Annotated in this window: 16 protein-coding genes; 14 read left to right on the top strand and 2 right to left on the bottom strand. The window is 67.9% G+C overall.

The genetic code is table 11. The features are described from left to right. Nucleotides 1-91: 91 nt before the first annotated feature. Both tgmB and tgmC read left to right on the top strand, forming a co-directional pair. The gene (tgmB, locus tag ABZT14_RS00510) at nt 92-1069 is read left to right on the top strand and encodes an ATP-grasp ribosomal peptide maturase (protein ID WP_356294723.1); all 978 of its coding nucleotides are present in this window, start codon (nt 92-94) and stop codon (nt 1067-1069) included. Next, on the top strand, nt 1062-2183 hold the full coding sequence (gene tgmC, locus ABZT14_RS00505; protein ID WP_356294720.1) for an ATP-grasp peptide maturase system methyltransferase: 1122 nt from the start codon (nt 1062-1064) through the stop codon (nt 2181-2183). Before tgmB ends, tgmC begins: the two co-directional genes overlap by 8 nt. A gap of 319 nt (nt 2184-2502) precedes the next feature. On the opposite strand, the gene ABZT14_RS00500 is transcribed toward tgmC, so the two are convergent. Beyond that, nucleotides 2503-3087, bottom strand: coding sequence for a hypothetical protein (locus ABZT14_RS00500; protein WP_356294718.1), 585 nt, complete (start codon nt 3085-3087; stop codon nt 2503-2505). Nucleotides 3088-3551: 464 nt separating this feature from the next. Between ABZT14_RS00500 and ABZT14_RS00495 the strand changes: the two genes are divergently transcribed. From ABZT14_RS00495 to rox, 6 genes are all read left to right on the top strand, one after another. Continuing rightward, nucleotides 3552-3872, top strand: coding sequence for a hypothetical protein (locus tag ABZT14_RS00495; RefSeq protein WP_356294715.1), 321 nt, complete (start codon nt 3552-3554; stop codon nt 3870-3872). Nucleotides 3873-3922: 50 nt separating this feature from the next. After that, a complete protein-coding gene (locus ABZT14_RS00490; RefSeq protein ID WP_356294713.1) occupies nt 3923-4705 on the top strand; it encodes an ATP-binding cassette domain-containing protein in 783 nt (260 codons plus the stop codon). Beyond that, nucleotides 4699-5994: an ABC transporter permease gene (locus ABZT14_RS00485; RefSeq protein ID WP_356294710.1), complete on the top strand. Its 1296-nt coding sequence runs from the start codon at nt 4699-4701 to the stop codon at nt 5992-5994. Before ABZT14_RS00490 ends, ABZT14_RS00485 begins: the two co-directional genes overlap by 7 nt. Beyond that, nucleotides 5981-6586 carry a hypothetical protein gene (locus ABZT14_RS00480; RefSeq protein WP_356294708.1) on the top strand — a complete coding sequence of 202 codons (606 nt, stop codon included), beginning with the start codon at nt 5981-5983 and terminating at the stop codon, nt 6584-6586. The genes ABZT14_RS00485 and ABZT14_RS00480 overlap by 14 nt, the downstream gene beginning before the upstream one ends. Nucleotides 6587-6792: 206 nt before the next feature. Beyond that, the gene (locus tag ABZT14_RS00475; protein WP_356294705.1) at nt 6793-7386 is read left to right on the top strand and encodes an AAA family ATPase; all 594 of its coding nucleotides are present in this window, start codon (nt 6793-6795) and stop codon (nt 7384-7386) included. Nucleotides 7387-7699: 313 nt separating this feature from the next. Next, nucleotides 7700-9124 carry a rifampin monooxygenase gene (gene rox / locus ABZT14_RS00470; RefSeq protein WP_356294702.1) on the top strand — a complete coding sequence of 475 codons (1425 nt, stop codon included), beginning with the start codon at nt 7700-7702 and terminating at the stop codon, nt 9122-9124. A 268-nt stretch (nt 9125-9392) separates the two neighbouring features. Here the strand turns inward: rox and ABZT14_RS00465 are convergent, their stop codons facing one another. Beyond that, nucleotides 9393-9899, bottom strand: a complete 507-nt coding sequence (locus ABZT14_RS00465; protein ID WP_356296958.1) for a putative immunity protein — start codon at nt 9897-9899, stop codon at nt 9393-9395. A gap of 712 nt (nt 9900-10611) precedes the next feature. Here ABZT14_RS00465 and ABZT14_RS00460 point away from each other — a divergent pair. The 6 genes from ABZT14_RS00460 (at nt 10612) to ABZT14_RS00435 (ending at nt 16775) form a co-directional block, all read left to right on the top strand. Beyond that, complete coding sequence (locus tag ABZT14_RS00460) at nt 10612-11202, top strand: hypothetical protein (RefSeq protein ID WP_356294699.1); 591 nt, start codon at nt 10612-10614, stop codon at nt 11200-11202. A 208-nt stretch (nt 11203-11410) separates the two neighbouring features. Continuing rightward, nucleotides 11411-11848, top strand: a complete 438-nt coding sequence (locus ABZT14_RS00455; RefSeq protein WP_356294696.1) for a type VII secretion target — start codon at nt 11411-11413, stop codon at nt 11846-11848. A 38-nt stretch (nt 11849-11886) separates the two neighbouring features. Continuing rightward, a complete protein-coding gene (locus ABZT14_RS00450; RefSeq protein ID WP_356294693.1) occupies nt 11887-14172 on the top strand; it encodes a DUF6571 family protein in 2286 nt (761 codons plus the stop codon). A gap of 23 nt (nt 14173-14195) precedes the next feature. Further along, entirely contained in the window at nt 14196-14858 is a 663-nt protein-coding gene (locus tag ABZT14_RS00445) for a hypothetical protein (protein WP_356294690.1), read from the top strand. Nucleotides 14859-15099: 241 nt separating this feature from the next. Next, nucleotides 15100-15624: a hypothetical protein gene (locus ABZT14_RS00440; RefSeq protein WP_356294687.1), complete on the top strand. Its 525-nt coding sequence runs from the start codon at nt 15100-15102 to the stop codon at nt 15622-15624. Nucleotides 15625-16040: 416 nt separating this feature from the next. After that, a complete protein-coding gene (locus tag ABZT14_RS00435) occupies nt 16041-16775 on the top strand; it encodes an FkbM family methyltransferase (RefSeq protein WP_356294684.1) in 735 nt (244 codons plus the stop codon). The last annotated feature ends 82 nt before the right edge of the window (nt 16776-16857 follow it).

The following is a 16857-nucleotide window of genomic DNA, read 5'->3' as shown; positions in this document are numbered from 1 at the left end:
AACCGCGCTTGCGGACTCAGGCGACGCCGCCTACCTACCATGGGCAACTTGGCGAACGCACTGAGTGACACCTCAAGGGCGGCTAGGCGCCATGGATGGACGCCCGGTGCTGGTCTGCACGGAGTTCGAGGACGCGACCGCTGATCTGGTCATCGCGGAACTGAACCGGCGCCGGGTGCCCGTCCTCCGGTTCGATCCGGGGCGCGACTTCCCGTCGCCCGTGGTGCTCGCTGCGCGCGTCGGGACTGGGGACGCCTCCCGAACGGAGTCTGGGGGAGGGTGGGGCGGGCGGCTGACGGTCGGGAAGCGGACGGCCGACCTGTCCGCCCTGTACCACCGTCGGCCGAGTCCCTACCCGACGGGAAGCGGCGAGCAGGCGGCCCGGTTCGCCGCACAGGAGAACCGGCGCGGCTTGGGCGGCGTGCTGGGCGCGCTACCGGGGTGTCTGTACCTGAGCCATCCGCAGGCTGTCGCACGGGCGGAGTACAAGCCCGCGCAGTTGTCCGCAGCGTTGCGGGCCGGTTTCACGGTCCCGGCCACCCTGATCACGAACGACCCGGGGGAGGCCAAGGCGTTCTGCGCCGCACAGCCGACCATCTACAAGCCGTTGCACGCGGGGGCGTACGAGGTCGGGGGCGAGCCCGCCGGAATCTGGGCCGCCCCGGTCAAGGCGTACGAGGTCGACGGCGCGGTGAGCCACAGCGCGCACCTGTTCCAAGCGCGGGTGCCCAAGGTGGCGGACGTGCGCGCGGTCGTCGTCGGCGAGCAGGTGTTCAGCGCCCGGATCACAGCGCCGCCCGGGGTCGTGGACTGGCGAGCCGAGTACCAGAACCTCACCTATGAGCCGGTCGCCTGCTCGGAGGAGATACGCGGAGCGCTGGTCCGGTTCCTCGCCGCCTTCGGGCTGAACTTCGGCGCCTTCGACTTCGCCATGACGGCGGACGGCGCATGGTGGTTCCTGGAGTGCAACCCCAATGGCCAGTGGGCGTGGCTCGAAGACGCGGCCGGACTGCCGATCACCCACGCAATCGCAGACCTGTTGGAGAACGGAGCGAGTCAGCATGAGTGACCCCCTGCCGTCTGAACACCTACGGTCCGACCTTGCGCGGCGCCTGTCCAGGGCTGGTGCCCTGCACAGCCCGGAATGGGAGGCGGCCGTCAGGTCGGTGCCCCGCGAGGCGTTCCTCTCTCGCGGTTGGTTCGAGTACGAAGACGGCGGCTGGTACCGACCCGCGACCGGAGACTCCGCGGAAGGACTCGCGCGGATCTACGAGGACGACACCCTCGTGACGCAGGTGGCCGGGGGCGTCTTCCCCGACCAGGTCGAGGGGCGCGTCGCGGCGGCCCCCTCGTCGTCGTCCACCCTGCCGAGTCTGGTCGTGCGGATGCTCGAAGACCTGCGGGCGGTCGAGGGGACGCGCGTTCTGGAGATCGGCACGGGCACGGGCTACTCGACCGCGCTGCTGTGCCATGTCGTCGGCGAGGACAACGTGACCACGGTCGAGGTCGACGCCGAGGTGTCCGCCAGCGCCGGGATCGCGCTCGCGGGCGCCGGGTACTGGCCTGACCGTGTGGTCGGTGACGGACTGGCGGGCCACAAGGAGGGCAGCCCGTATGACCGCGTGATCGCCACGTGTGGCGTGCACACCGTGCCGGCCGACTGGCTCGCGCAGGCCAGACCCGGCGGTGAGGTGCTGGTGACGGTCGGCGGGTGGATGCACGCGTCCGAACTCGTACGGCTCACGGTCGCCGACGACGGCACGGCAAGTGGCCCGGTTCTCGGCGGACAGGTCTCGTTCATGCTGGCCCGCCCCCACCTTCCGCCCCCGCTGGGCATCCTGCCGAACCTCAGTGAGGGTGACGCGGCGCCTGCCAAGCTGGGCGCGGATGTGCTCGACGACTGGGCCGCACGGTTCGTCGCGCAGTTCGCCGCGCCGCGCGCGCAGCGGCTCACGCTGGAACGCGACGGCCGGACGGAACACGTCGTGATCGACGTGGACGCCGAGGCGTGGGCGGTCGTCTTCCAGGACGGCGGCCGTTGGATGGTCCGGCAGGGCGGCATGGCGCGTCTGTGGGACGAGATCACCGAGCGTGTCACGCGGTGGCAGGCGGACGGGTGCCCGCCCGCCGACCGTATGCGGCTGCACGTCGGCCCCGACGGGCAACGCCTCACCTGGGCGTGACCGCGGGCTGACAGCCACCATGCCGTCCCGCCCCCTCCGTCGCTCCCCCGTGACGGGCGGGGCTTCCCGACGCGTTCCCTTGGGTGCCTGCTCAGCCATGTACGTACCGCGCCCCGACACCCGTCGGGGGCGGACCCACGTCCCCAACTCCCCGCCCCCACCCACCGTTTCCGGCCAATCCGCGCTCCGGGATGTCACCCGTCCGAGTGCCACGTCCGCCCCCGTTCTCCCGGCCGGAAAACGCCCCTCCAGCGCGCATCCACGGACGTACCAGCGACCGGTGCCGGAAAGGGCGGCCAGTCCACCGCGCGCGCTCGGCCTATTCCGGGAGTTCCAGGGGGAGTTCCAGGTCGGAGAGGAACGCGGTGAGCGTCTGGCGGCTCTTGCCCCAGTCGATCAGCTGCCCCGGAATCTCGGCCTGGGCCCGGACGTTGGTGGAGTTGCCCGTACCGGTGACGGTGACCGCCAGAACCCCGCCGAAGGTCTTCACGTCCGAGGGGATGTCCGCCGTCACCGAGCAGCCGTGAACGTACTGGTCCACCCGGCGAATTCCCTGCCCGTGCAGAGCCAGCGAACACAGGGTCCGGGCGATGGCCCGACCGACCGGAATTCCCAGCTGGGCCTCACGGGTCGCCTTCCTACGGAAACCCAACCAGGCCCCCAGCCGCCTCCCCTGTTCAGCACTGCCGGGCAACGTCTCCCCCACCAACGGGACCATCTCGGCCGCGACGGCCAGAAACGCCTCCGCGCTCATTCCGACCTCGGCCCGGGAAGCGCTCCGGTAAACCGCCTGGCAGACGGCGGGATGGGTCACCAGAACCGTGTAGCGGTGCTCGTACTCCCAGCTCGTACCGGCACCCTCGTCGAACTCGCCCACCGCCGACATGTCCCCCTCGTCCGTCACCCGCGCTCCATCGAGCCGCGTTCACCAGGAATCCGCGACGGAACCCCGCAACGGAATCCCGCAGGGGCCCAACTCCCCCACGGGTAAGGAAAGATGCGCGCCCGCCCCGGCCCGGTTCCAGACCGCCGGACCACCTCGGGGAGGCGCAGCACGAGAAGCCGGCCACCCCGAACCGGTGACCGCGCCCCCCGGCCCTTCAGCCCACGGGCGGCGAGCCCCGCCGTGCCCGTACCGCTAACACACCGTCGGCCCACCGGGACCGGACCATTCCCCTCCGTTTGCAGCCGTAACTGCGCACGGGCTCTACCTAGAGTGGCCCTCGCCGAGGAAGCCAAGGGCAGTGCGATGCTCGTTCCGTAAGAGACCGACGACTCGGGTAAGGCAGCGCACGGGTCCGAAGCCGCACTCGGCTTTCCTGTTCTCCATACCTTCGGGGGTTACGTATGGCTTCCCTTGCCTCACGCATGGCCGGCTCCAAGATCACCAAGGCCTTCGTCATCGGTGCCCTGGCCACTGTTTCCCTTGGGCTCACAGCGCCGACCTCAAGCGCCTCCCACGAGAAGAGTTGGTCCGAGGGTTGCAGGGGCTACTGGTACTCCACGTCAGGCCACGCCTACTGCACCAAGGCCACGAACTGGCCCAGCTACAACTACTGGACGCGCTATGACTGCAAGACGCAGGTCGACAAGGAGAGATACGACGAGCTCTCCAAGAACTACCGGGGCAAGTTCGACGAGTACGAGTGCATCGTGAAGATCAACAAGACCAAGGTCTGGCGCGCCTGACCACAGTGGGCCCGCCAACACGGCGGGCCCACCCCCACGTTCGGAGAGACATGCCCACCCCCACACCCCCCGTCGCACGCCTCACGGCCCTGTCCCAGGGATACCGAGGACGACGGGTCATCGAGGAACTCGACCTGTCGTTGCACTCCGGGGTCACCGGACTCCTCGGCCCCAACGGCGCGGGCAAGACCACGCTGTTCCGCACCCTCGCCACCATCGCCCCGCCGCAGAGCGGAGAACTGGAACTCTTCGGCCGCCCCGTCACCGACGAGAAACGGGCGCGGGAGGCCCGCCGCCACATCGGCTACCTCCCTCAGGACTTCGGCTTCTACCCCTCGTTCTCCCTCACCGACTTCGTCCGGTACTCCGCCTGGCTCCGTGAGGTGCCCTCCACCCGGGCCGACACCGCGACCACGGAGGCACTGGCCGCCGTCGGCCTTGCCGACCGGGCCAAGGACCGCATGAAGTCGCTGTCCGGCGGGATGCTCCGCAGGGCCGGCATCGCCGCCGCCATCGTCGGCTCCCCGTCCCTGATCCTGCTGGACGAGCCGACCGTCGGCCTCGACCCCGCCCAGCGCCTGGACTTCCGGCAACTGATCCGTTCCCTGGCCAGGACCGGGTCGGCCATCGTCCTCAGCACCCACCTCGTCGAGGATGTCGGCGCCGCCTGCGACACCGTCCTGGTACTGCACGACGGACGCCTACGCCACCGGGGCACCCCCCGGCAGCTCGCCGACCAGGCCGCGCCCACCGCCCCCGGCGACAGCCCCCTGGAACGCGGCTACATGACCGTGCTGGGCCACCCCCACCCCGACGAGGAGGCCGCGTGCTGACGACGTACCGCATCGAACTGCGCCGTTCCCCGCTGCTCACGGCCTTCCCGGTACTGGTCGCCCTGGACCTGGTCGTACTCTTCGGCCGCTCCCGTTACTGGATCGGGGTCTGGCCCGAGGCCAGCGCGGCGGCGCAGGTCGTCACGTTGTTCCTCGGCCCCGCGCTCGCCGGGGTCTCCGCCTGGCAGGCCGGACGCTCCTCCCGCGCCGGCATGTCCGAATCCCTGCTGGCGTCCGCCCGACCGACCTGGCGCGTCGAGGCCACACGGCTCTGCGCCACCCTCACCCTCGGGTTCCTCGCCTACCTGGTCGGATGTGCCACCGCGGCGGCCGTCTCCTACGGTGAGGCCGGCCCCGGCTTCCTCTGGCCCTCCTACCTCCTGCTCGGGGCCAGCTCGCTGATCGTCTTCGCGGCCGTGGGCCACCTCGCCGGTCGCTGCTGGCCCTCCGCCGGCTTCACCCCCGTCACCTGTGCGTTGGGGTGCTTCGTCGCCATGTTGACGCTCCCCTTCGACTTCGTCGTCCTGTCCGGCCCCCCGGACAGGCACCTACAGCCCGGGCCCGTCCTCGTACGGCTGCTGTTCGCCCTCGCGCTGGCCACCCTCGCGGTCACCGCGCCCACCCGTACCCCGGGCGGGCAACGCCAGACGCCTCGGCGACGCACCCCGGCCCGTCTCCGTGCCGTGGCCGTCGGCTCGGCCCTGGCGTCCGTCGCCGCCTTCCTCGCCACGGCGACCGCCGGCGAACTACGGGCCGAACGCCCCTCCTCCGCCGTGACACCCCGATGTGAACGGGCCCGCGAGGACGCCCCCCGGGTGTGCGTCTGGCCCGAACACCGCAAGTACCTGCCCGAACTGGCCCGGATGGCCCACCGGTTGGACCACGTCGAGCCGTCCTGGATGAAGTCGCCCGGCACCTTCGGGGAGTTCGGGCTGCACCGCACCAGGCGGGGCGACCCCGGTTTCGACATAGCCGAGGGACACGTCCGTACGGCGGCCATCGCCATGGCCGACTCCGTACTCACCCGGTCCATCGGACTCTGCACGCCCCCTCGCGCACGTACCCGCGCCTGGCAGGCCCTGGACAACATCCAGCTGTGGCTGGAGTACCGCTCCACCGGAAAGGACCCGGACGAGGCGGACGAGGGCCTGCACACCGAGGGCGTCTCCCGGGCCGAACGGGAGGCGGCGAAGGCCGTCCGCTCGTCCCCGTCCGAACAGCGCGAGTGGCTCGCCACCGAGCGCGCGCACGTCCACCCCTCCTGGTGCGAGCCCGATGAACGGTTCTGACCTCCTCCGCTACGCGCGGTGCCACCGGGCGGTGGCCGTACTGTCGGCCACCGCCACGGTCGCGCTGCTGTCCACCCTCTTCGGCGGCACGACGATCGCCGTACCCTCCCTCGGCAGCGGCGGAGTCACCACGGGCGTGCCCTACCGGCACCAACTCCCCCTGCTCTCCGCCGTCTTCCTCACCGCGACCCTCGACGGCACCATGTCGGCCCACGACCGGATGGCGGCGTTCACACCACACCGGTTCGGTCGGGTGTACCGCGCCGGGCTGCTCCTGACCGTGGCCGCCTTCTCCTTCGCCGCCGAGGCGCTCTCCGGCGGGCTGGAAGCCGGAACCCTCTTCGTCCGCTCCCTGCTGATCTGGCTCGGACTCGCCCTGCTCTCGGCGCGGTTGCTGGGCCATCAGCTCGCCTGGGTCATCCCCCTGACCTCCGGCTTCTTCCTGGTCTGGTACCCGGGCAACCGGCTGGACTGGACGGACAACCCGCCCACCGATCCCCTCAGTTGGGCCCTCACCGCCACCTCGCTCCTCGCCGGAACCGCCGCCCTCGCCGCCACCCCCTGGCGGCTGAAAGCCCTCCGCCACCGGTGACCACGCCACACCCCGGGCACCCCCGGGGCCCGGCCCCTCTCCGGGCTACGAAGACGGCGCGACCTCCACGCCCACGGCCGAACGGCCAGCGAACCGTGGCGGGTCGAACCCCACACGGCTCGTCCTGACCCGTGCGCCCCTGCCCAGGGGCGTCGCGGGCACGCTCGTCATACGCCCCCCCCGCGGGAGCGTGTGATCCTGCCCGCATGACAACCGGCCGGATCATCTTCCTCAACGGCACGTCCAGTTCGGGCAAGTCGAGCATCGCCCACGAGCTGCTCGACGTCCTCGACGACGCTGTCTACTTCCACCTGTCCGTGGACGACTTCCACGCCATGCGCACCAAGAGGGCCCTCGACCCCGAGCGGCTCGACGCGGCGCTCCGGCGAACCCGGATGGGGTTCCACCGCTCCGTGGCGGCCATGGCCGAGGTCGGCAACGGCGTGATCGTGGACCACGTACTCAGCGAACCGTGGCGGCTGCTCGACTGCCTGTCGGTCCTGCCCTCCGACAAGGTGCTGTTCGTGGGCGTGCGTTGTCCGTTGGAGGAACTCACGCGCCGGGAGCGGGCGCGCGGAGACCGCCCGCCCGGCCTTGCCGCGCACCAGTACGGCCTCGTGCACCAGCACGGCGACTACGACCTGGAGTGTGACAGCGGTACGGCGGACCCAAGGGAGTGCGCGCGACAGATCAGGAGGGCGCTGTCACGTTTCCCGGAACGGACCGCGTTCGCCCGCCTCCGTGATCGCTACCTGTCGGAGAACGCCCTCCCGGCCGCGCCGGACCGGCGACGACCGTAGTACCGGCGGCCCGCTGGCTCCCCCTCCGCCCCGCGCGTGCCCGGCGCGGTCGGCGGTGGAGGGCAGAGGCATCAGCGGTGGAGGGCAAAAGCAGAGGCAAGGAGATGTGTGCGCTCTCCCTGCCCTCCTCAACGTATAGCGCACGGGGGGCCTTGCGGCAAGGCCCCGGTCCCGGTGCAGAATCTCCGGTCGGAGCCAGAATCCGGGGAATTCACCGATTCACGCGGTACGCCCTCGTTTGCGTACCAGGTCGTATGTCGCCGGAACCCCCGGAACAGCTGGCCCGGAATCCATCTCTCCCTGGGGGACCCTCGTGATCGACGTCATCGTGGTCGGCGCCGGACCAACCGGCCTGATGCTGGCCAGCGAACTGCGGCTGCACGGCCTGCGCACACTCGTACTGGAGAAGGAACCGGAGCCCACCCGGCAGGTGCGCTCCCTCGGCCTGCACGTACGCAGCATCGAGGTGATGGCCCAACGCGGGCTGCTGGACCGGTTCCTCGCCCACGGCAAGCGGTACCCGCTCCACAACCCGTTCGCCGGCCTCCAGAAACCCCGCCCCCAAGGGTTGGACACCGCCCACGGGTACATCCTCGGCATCCCCCAGACCGTCACCGAACGCCTGCTGACCGAGCGCGCCACCGAACTGGGCGCCGAGATCCGACGCGACCGCCCCCTGACCGGGCTCAGCCAGGACGAGGAGGGGGTGACCGCCGAACTGGCCGACGGCACCCGGCTACGTTCCCGCTACCTGGTCGGCTGCGACGGCGGTCGCAGCACCGTACGCAAACTCCTCGACATCGGCTTCCCCGGCGAACCCGCCTCGGTCGAGTGGCTGCTGAGCGAACTGGAGACCTCCCTCACCCCCGAGGAGATGGAGGCCGAGGCGGCACGGTGGGGCTCCCCGTACCTGCGCTTCGGGCCCGCGCCCCACGAGGACGGCCTCTACCGCTTCGTCGTCCGTACCGAGGAGGTGAACGAGGACCGCAGGCCCCCGACCTTCGAGGAGTTCACCGACCGGGTACGACAGCTCGCCGGCACCGACCTCGGCGTGCACTCCCCGCGCTTCCTGTCCCGTTTCGGCGACGCCACCCGCCAGGCCGACAGCTACCGGGTCGGCCGGGTGTTCCTGGCCGGCGACGCCGCCCACGTCCACCCGCCCATGGGAGGGCAGGGCCTCAACCTGGGCGTGCAGGACGCGTTCAACCTCGGCTGGAAACTCGCCGCCGAGGTCGCCGGCTGGGCCCCGGCCGGACTGCTGGACAGCTACCAGGCCGAACGGCACCCGGTGGCCCGGGACGTACTGGTCAACACCCGCGCCCAGAGCCAGCTGATGCGCCCCGAACCCGGCCCCCAGGCCGTACGCCAACTCCTCTCGGAGCTGATGGACTTCGAGGAGGTCAACCGGTACCTGCTGGAGAAGGTCACCGCCCTCGGCATCCGCTACGACTTCGGCGAGGGCCACCGACTGCTGGGCCGACGGATGCCCGACGTCCCCCTCAAGCGGGGGCACCTGTACGAGCTGACCCACGACGGTCGGGGCCTCCTCCTGGACCAGACCGGCCGGCTCACCGTCACCGGCTGGGAGGACCGGGTACGCCAGGTCACCGACGTCAGCGAGGAGTTGGACGCCCCCGCCGTACTGCTGCGCCCCGACGGCCACGTCGCCTGGGTCGGCGACGACCCCCGCGACCTGTCCGCCCACCTCCCCACCTGGTTCGGCCCCGCCACCCCCTGACCGACCCACCGCCCGGAGACGCCGGGGCCAACTCCCCGTACCACCGGCCAGGTTTGGAGGTACGGGGAGGGGCTCGTCCCCCGGCCACGGCGACCGCCGGGGTGGCCCAGCCCCTGACCGGCAAGCGGGACCCGTACGGCGCCCACCGAACCCCGTACGCGGCAACCTCCGCCGGCACGGGTCACGTTCACCGCTTGGGGGACCCCCAGGCCGGCCCAGCCTCCGACCGACAGGCGCCCGTACAGAGGTGGGCCGGCCCGGCCCGTGGCTAGGCGTCGGCTCGCAGGGAGGAGTCCAGGGCGGCCATGAGGTGGGCGGTACGACTCCGGCCGGCCGGGGCGGGCGGATACCGGCGGAGTACGTCGACCAGCACCGGGGTGGCCCGCTGCCGGGCCCGTTCGATCAGCCGGAGCCCGACGGCGGTGTCCCCGCCCGCGTTCAGCTCCCCCACCCGCGCCGCACTCGCGGCGGCCCGCAGGATGTGGCCCACCTGGGTGGCCTTCGCGATCGGATGCAGATACGCGGCGGAGGCCGCGTCACCGGCGGCCCGCGCGGCGAGCTGTCCGGCCTCGGTGGCCGCCTCCCGCGCCGCGCGGTGCGCGTCGAGGGAGGTGACGCGCTGGAGGCGGGTACGCCGCGCGCCGTTCACGAACTCCCGGGCGGCGTCGACGGCGGCACGGGGCCGGAGGTCGCCGGGGTGGGCGCCCTCGAACACGGGAAGGACCTCCTCGGCGCTCTCCAGGACGTAGCCCGCGACCACGCGCAGCTCGTCCATCGTCAGCTCGAAGTCCCCGGACGCTGTGGACGCTGTCGACACAGCGCCCATCCTCCCACCAGTCCGCCAGTCAACAGGTCGGCGTACAGACGGAACACGAGGAGGAGCGGAACTCCGCACGTAACGACGAGGCGGAATCCCCTGCGGATCACCCCGCGATCCACGACGTACCGGCAGGCCCCGCCTTTCGGCGCCACCAAAAGATCTCAGCGACACCCAGCGATACGCTCCCGAAAAGCGTCCCCGCACGGCCCCAGACGTCACGACCGAAAGAGCGGGCGGGAATTGCGGGTTCGCGACAAACCCCAACCCCCAACCCCCGTACCGCCGCCGAAGACCCACTATCCACCTCGGACGGCATTCCCACCAGAACCGTCAGGACCGCCGAGTGTTCTGGAAGTCGCGCATTACCCCTCTTCCCCATGACAACGAGCGATCCCGGCTCCCTTGGTATGAACTTTCATTCCGCCCCACAGGCGGGAGTTGACGTCGCGGGACCCTCACCGAATAGGCAAGGTTCGCAATATCCGATGCCGGCAGCTGTCCCGAGATAGCAGCAATGTACGGATGTCTCGACCAGCCACTTGTGCATGTCATGTGCAGATCATGACGCGGGGGTCGGCTTCCCCACCGTACTGGGCACCACGATGGTCATGCCTTTGGGGCAACGCCCCGAGGGCCCCAAGGATCCCCCACTCCGAAGGAACGTGACATGTCACTTACGTCGCTCAACCGGCGCGCACGTCTGGCGCTGGCCACCGTCGCGGCCGGTAGCGCCGCGGTACTTGGGCTCACCGTCCTTCCCTCCTCGGCGGTCGCCACCCCCGCCGAGAAGCCCTCGGTATCGGTCAAGAGCGAGTACGGCAAAGCCGATGCCATCACCCGCGCCCAGATGCTGGAGCGCGCCGCGACCTGGCTCACCGCCAACAACGGCTCCCAGGTGCCCTACAGCCAGACCTCCGTCTGGTCCGACGGCTACCGCCAGGACTGCTCGGGCTACGTCTCCATGACCCTGGGCCTCTGGAAGTCCGGCCCCAACACCGTCGAGCTGGCCAACAACCGCGACCTGACCACCCCCATCAACCTGGCCGACCTCAGGCCCGGTGACCTGCTCATCGACGCCGACGGCTCCAACACCACCCGCCACGTGGTGATCTTCGAGGGCTGGACCGACGACTCGCACACCGCCTACAGCGCCTTCGAGCAGCGCGGCGGCCACGGCACCGACCACCGGGTCCTGGACTACGGCCTGGACGCGGGCAGCGAGTACAAGCCGTACCGCCCGAACAACCTCACCGACTGACCCCACAACCCCCGTTGCCCCCGGTCCCCCAGGCCGGGGGCAACGTCATGCCCGGCCCGAGAACCACTCCCAACCCCTCATCCACACAGGCGAGTTGAGGCCACCACCCGTACACGGCCTCCTCACCATCTGACGAGGAATCCACCTCGAACCCGCGACAGCCCCGTGTGAGGATACGAACACACACAGCCGCGTCGGGGAGAGCAGCATGTCCTTTGAGCAGGAGTGGGCCGCGCTCAAGGCCCAGCACAGCCAGCCCTCGGAGGGCGGCGTCGCGACACGTCTCAACTCACTTGAGTCCGCCGGCTCGGCCAAGCTGAAAGTGACGTCCTCCGTGCTGCGTTCCAAGGCGTCCAAGGCGGACGGTGTGGCCCGCGACTTCGCCAAGGCCGACAACGACACCCTCAAGGAGACACGACAGGTCAAGAGCGGCCTGAAAGGGTTCCGCAGTGCCGCGGCCTTCGACGACTTCGAGGACCGGTGGACGTCGCAGATGAACTACGTCAAAGGACTGCTCACCAACGGGGTGGCAGACGCGCTGCGCCGGGCGGCCGAAACCTTCCACGCCCAGGACAAGCACCGGGCCGAACGGTTCCGGGGCGACGGAAAGGACGACGGCGGGAAGAGGCAGAAAGTCCCGCACTGACCCTCGCCCCCCGCCCTCCCCCTTCAACGGAATCCCTCATGGTCTCGTTCCAGAACCTCCTGTCCGCTGACCTCTCTCCCCTGCACGAGGCGATCGCCAAGTGGCGCAACCTTCCCGGGCAGTTCCAGCAGACCCGTACCAACTTCCAGACCCAGGTCCAACGCCCCCTCACCCACTCGGACTGGGAGGGCGGCGCCGCCGACGCCGCCGCGAAGAAGTTCACGGTCGTCACGCGCCAGATGAGCAGAGCGGTCGAAGAAGCCCGCGACGTCCACCGCGTACTCGACGACGCGTACAAGGTCTTCAAGCGCTGCAAGAAACAACTGAAGCACTACAAGGAGATGGCCGAGTCCGACGCCCACCTCCACATCGACTCGGCCGGCAAGGTGACGTACAAGCCCTCCAACCTCGACAAGCTCTCCCCTCAACACCAGACCGCACAGGCCAAGAGCTACAGCGAGGCGGTGGCCGAGTACAACCGGCAGATCAACACGATTCTGGATCGGGCCACCAAGGCCGACGAGGCTCTGGAATGGGCGCTGCGCACCGACACCAACGGCCGCGCCAAGGGCTTCAACCACGAGGGGAGTTCCTCCCTTAAGGAGGCCGAACGCGGTCGCAAGCAGGCGGCCGAGGACGCCCGAAAGGCAGTGGACCTGGCCTCCATCAAGACCAGGGACCTCACCCTCGACGAGCTGAAGAAGGTCAACTCACTGCTGAGAAAGCACGAGGGCGACGACTACTTCGCCGAGAAGTTCTCCACCGGAATGGGCCCTCGCGACACCCTGGACTTCTGGCAACGGAACGCGAACCGTACGCAGACCGGCGGCGAACGCACCAAGACCCTCTCGGCCATCCAGAAGAGTCTGGGGCGGACCCTCGCCACCGCCTCCCACAGTGACAGTCCGGCCATGAAGCGCTGGAAGCACGACATCATCAAACTCGGTTCGGAACGGTTCACCGAGCCCCACAGCGGCCCCGGCTACGACGGCAAGGGCCCCTACGGGTTCCAGATCATGAGCAGCCTCATGCGCGGTGGGGAGTTCGACAAGGACTTCCTCGTCGAGTACGGGAAGGGATACGGCAGCGGGGACAAACACGTACCCGGCCTCCTTGAGTTCGACCGCAAGGCCTCCAAGAAGGGCGACCTGGAGGACTTCTGGACCGGTGACGGCACCTCCCGCCCCATGCTCGACCTCGGCAAGGGACACAAGAGCCTCGACCCCATGTCCGGCTACCTCGAAGCCCTCGGCCACAACCCCGAAGCCTCCCAGGAGGTGTTCCACAAGAAGGGGTACGAGTTCTCAGGGGAGGATCATCCAGAAAGCAACAAGGACCTTCGGTACCTGCTCAAGGAAAGGGACTGGCCGAAGAGCGAACTGGGGCTCGGAGACGGCCCCGGGTACCGGGAGTTGGGTCACGCTCTCGAAGCAGCCGCCCTCGGACACCCACACGATCAGCCCGAGGCCGGCCTCCACCGCACCCCGGGAGCCACGAACGTGATGTCCCAGGTGGTGAACCTCGTGGCAGGCGATTCCACGCTCGTCGAGGACCACGAGGGGATCGGTAGGAGTCTCGGCAAGATGGGCGCAGGTTACATCGAATATCTGAACCGAGGGGTCACCTCATTCGGTGGGTCTTCCTACAACGCGGAAGACGCCGACAACGCCTTCCGCACCCACGAAAAGCTTCTAGTCCTGAAGCGCAGTAGCGCTGCGAACTTCTTGACGCATGTGGGTGCCGACGAGGATGGATACAAGATTCTCTCCAGCGCACAGCACGAGCTAACCACAAACATTGTCAGAGCCCACGGCACTCCTGATGAGCCCCTCAAGGTTGCTCTGGGGACAGGCGCCGAAACTCATGGAATTCTCGATGCGTCAAGAACTCATGGCGTTCTTGACGAAGCCGATGACAAGAAGTCAGAACAGGCGCAGAAGCTCAGCGAAGCCGGAGAGTGGAGAAAGTATCGTGCCGGACAAGGGGCCGGGTTGGCCAATACCCTGATTTCCGCACCCCTGGAGTCCTCGCGCGTCGGAGGCTTTCTGGTTCCTCTGGTCGAGATGGCCACGGGAGGCGCGGAGACACAACAGGGCATCGAAATCGACCGGGAAATCGAGGAGAAACAGGAAGAGTTCGACTCGAAGGTCGACAAAGACTCCGACAACCTGCGAAGCAAGTTTCGCGAAAACGGTGAGCGTTCAGCACAGGCCCCATTGGACACCTACATGCGCACTCACGAAAAAGACGTCACAGGCAAATGGAGGTTCGACATTTCGGAAGCAGTCAAGAACGGCTACGACAGAGGCTACGGCCACCGCTAGGAACCAGGAGGCAAAACGCAAGAATGCACCCCCGGAAAACCACAACATCCATCGCCCTAGCATCCTGCATTGCCCTCCTCTCGGCCTGCGGAACAAGCGAAACACCGAAGAAGGAAGAGCCGAGCTCTGAACCTCCACTCGAGATGACCCGAATCCAGCGAGAGATCTGCGAATTTATATTCAGCAAGGAATCAATCGCCGAACTCAGAAAAAACACCATGACGAAAAAGGTGTTCGAGGGGGGACCCGGCCTGCTGCTCTTCCACACCGTCGGAAACCGCATGGCCAAGGGCATGAAGACCTACGGCAACATGGGAACCTGCGGGCTCTATGACTCAAAGCGCAGGGAAGTCATCGGAACACCCACGGACTGGGGACCGCGCACTTTCCCCGCGAAATCGAGACAGCAGGGGAAGAACGTCATTTACGAAGACGCCGGCCGAAAGGGGCCACACCGAGTCCATCGCATACTCGTCGACTGCGACAAGAAAAAGACCCCACAGGACGGCAAGAAAAAACTCCCCATCCAAGTCGACCTCGAACAACGCGCCCACCTCACCAACCGAACCCTCGCCGACATCCTCAACCACGCCGCACAAAACCTCGTCCACCAGATCAAGTGCAAGAACGCCCCACAGATCACCTACGAAAAGCCCGAATTCGTCAAATTCACCCCCGCACCCTGACACGAGAGTCCCCCGCGCCTTGTTCGCCCCTCCCGCTTGACGGTTCTCGACGTGCCATCTTCTCTTGGACCCCGCCCCACAGCATCGCTGTACCCCGAGAAACGAAACAAGAATGCACCCCCAGAAGACCACAGCAGCTATCGCCCTAGCCTCCTGCATCGCCCTTCTGTCGGCTTGCGGAACAGGAGATGCACCCCCGAATGAACAACCAAGCTCTCAGGCCGCACCCAGGCTGGAGCGGGTGGACTCGACCACCTGCTACTACATATTCAGCAAGCAATCAATCACCGAACTCAGAAAGAACCCCCTGACAAAGAAAATTAGCAGCGGAAATCTCACTCTCCCTGCAATTGGTCGCCGCATGGCGAATGGCATGAAAACCTACGGGAAAATGGGAATATGCGGGATAAGCAGCCCGCACCAGAAAGAGATCATCAGAATGCCCACCGACTGGGGCCCACGCACCTTCCCCAACAAGGCCAAGAAGCAGGGGAAAACCGTCGTCTACGAAGACGCCGGCCGGAAGGGGCCACACCGAGTCCATCGCATACTCGTCGACTGCGACAAGAAAAAGACCCCACACGACGGCAAGAAAAAACTCCCCATCCAAGTTGACATCGAAGAACGCGCCCACCTGACCAACCGGACCCTCGCTGACATCCTCAACCACGCCGGACAAAACCTCGTCAAAGAAATCAAGTGCAAGAACACCCAACAGATCACCTACGAAAAGCCCGGGTCTGTCAAGTTCACCCCGGCCCCCTGACACCGACTGCTGCGATGCCGGAAAGATCGGTTACCAAGATCGAAGTTCCGTGACGCTCGACCGTGCTCCCGGAGATCCTTGATCTCGACCTCTGCCGTGCCGCCCACCTCGGTGGGTCAGACCGCCTCGGTTGGCCAAGGTCAACGAGTTCGCTAGAGGAAGGGATTCCCCCAGGTCGGACGGTAAGCCCCAGGCCGAGCGGGCCACCCGGGACAACCGCCGGAAGGCGAAACACACGTTTCCCCGGAAGGCAAGAGCGCGTACCGATTCCGGGAGCCGAGAAACCCGAAGACTGGATTCTGGATTCTCCGGCCTGGGGGTTTCACTAGAAAACAGGCTCTGCGACCCCTGGACGCGGGCCTGACGGTAGGCTCCTGCGGAAATTCTCACTTCTGGCCGACTGGGGGGAAATCGTCATGGAGCTTGTGGAACTGGGCGACAGCCTGAAGGTCTACGCACAGAGCGTACTGGAGACACAGTACATCTATGACGAGATATTCGAGCAGGGATGCTACGACGCACTGGAACTCCCCGATAACCCTCTGGTTTTCGACATCGGCGGGAACATCGGCATGTTCGCGCTGTTCATCAAGGACAGGTACCCGGGCGCGGAAGTGATCTCCTTCGAGCCGATGCCGGACTCCGTCGAGGTCTTCCACAAGAACATGGACCTGCACGGCCTCGCCAACGTCACCCTTCACCAGACGGCCCTGGGTAGCGAACCCGAGTCCGACGTGACCTTCTCCTACTTTCCGATGCTCCCGGCGAACTCGACCCGCTACCCGGAGATCAAGGAACTGCCCAAGGCCCAGATGGCGGAGAAGGTGGATCAGGTGCTGGTCGACCAGATCTACTACGCGAAGGACGTGACCGCCGACGTCCGGCGGCTGTCCTCGTTCCTCCCCGACGACCGGGAGGTGGACCTTCTCAAGGTCGACGTGGAGGGAGCGGAGGCCGACGTCCTGCTAGGCGTGGACGCCTCCCAGTGGGCACGGATACGCCGCGCGATCGTCGAAGTGGCCGACCTGGACGGCCAGTTGGAGCGGGTCTGCGACATCCTGCGCACCGCCGGCTTCGAGGTCACCCCCGAGCGCGCCCCCCTCACCGAGGAGGAGAACCGCTACTACATGGTGCACGCCGTACGGGCCTGACCCACCCCGCGTAGCCCCCGCACCAGGGCACCCCGCGCCACCAACACCCGCCCACCCGACCGGAGTTCGTCACCCCGACGGG

Origin of the sequence: Streptomyces sp. NPDC005438 (assembly GCF_040606315.1) — a bacterium.
In the GTDB taxonomy this organism is placed as follows: domain Bacteria; phylum Actinomycetota; class Actinomycetes; order Streptomycetales; family Streptomycetaceae; genus Streptomyces.
Note: the sequence above shows the minus strand (reverse complement) of the source record. Positions and strands in the feature narration are given on the sequence as shown.

What these genes read in the sequence shown, in the direction of transcription:
- tgmB (WP_356294723.1), top strand. Translation starts at nt 92, where the DNA reads ATGGATGGACGCCCGGTGCTGGTCTGCACGGAGTTCGAGGACGCGACC.
- tgmC (WP_356294720.1), top strand. Translation starts at nt 1,062, where the DNA reads ATGAGTGACCCCCTGCCGTCTGAACACCTACGGTCCGACCTTGCGCGG.
- ABZT14_RS00495 (WP_356294715.1), top strand. Translation starts at nt 3,552, where the DNA reads ATGGCCGGCTCCAAGATCACCAAGGCCTTCGTCATCGGTGCCCTGGCC.
- ABZT14_RS00490 (WP_356294713.1), top strand. Translation starts at nt 3,923, where the DNA reads ATGCCCACCCCCACACCCCCCGTCGCACGCCTCACGGCCCTGTCCCAG.
- ABZT14_RS00480 (WP_356294708.1), top strand. Translation starts at nt 5,981, where the DNA reads ATGAACGGTTCTGACCTCCTCCGCTACGCGCGGTGCCACCGGGCGGTG.
- ABZT14_RS00475 (WP_356294705.1), top strand. Translation starts at nt 6,793, where the DNA reads ATGACAACCGGCCGGATCATCTTCCTCAACGGCACGTCCAGTTCGGGC.
- ABZT14_RS00465 (WP_356296958.1), bottom strand. Translation starts at nt 9,899, where the DNA reads ATGGACGAGCTGCGCGTGGTCGCGGGCTACGTCCTGGAGAGCGCCGAG.
- ABZT14_RS00460 (WP_356294699.1), top strand. Translation starts at nt 10,612, where the DNA reads ATGTCACTTACGTCGCTCAACCGGCGCGCACGTCTGGCGCTGGCCACC.
- ABZT14_RS00455 (WP_356294696.1), top strand. Translation starts at nt 11,411, where the DNA reads ATGTCCTTTGAGCAGGAGTGGGCCGCGCTCAAGGCCCAGCACAGCCAG.
- ABZT14_RS00450 (WP_356294693.1), top strand. Translation starts at nt 11,887, where the DNA reads ATGGTCTCGTTCCAGAACCTCCTGTCCGCTGACCTCTCTCCCCTGCAC.
- ABZT14_RS00445 (WP_356294690.1), top strand. Translation starts at nt 14,196, where the DNA reads ATGCACCCCCGGAAAACCACAACATCCATCGCCCTAGCATCCTGCATT.
- ABZT14_RS00435 (WP_356294684.1), top strand. Translation starts at nt 16,041, where the DNA reads ATGGAGCTTGTGGAACTGGGCGACAGCCTGAAGGTCTACGCACAGAGC.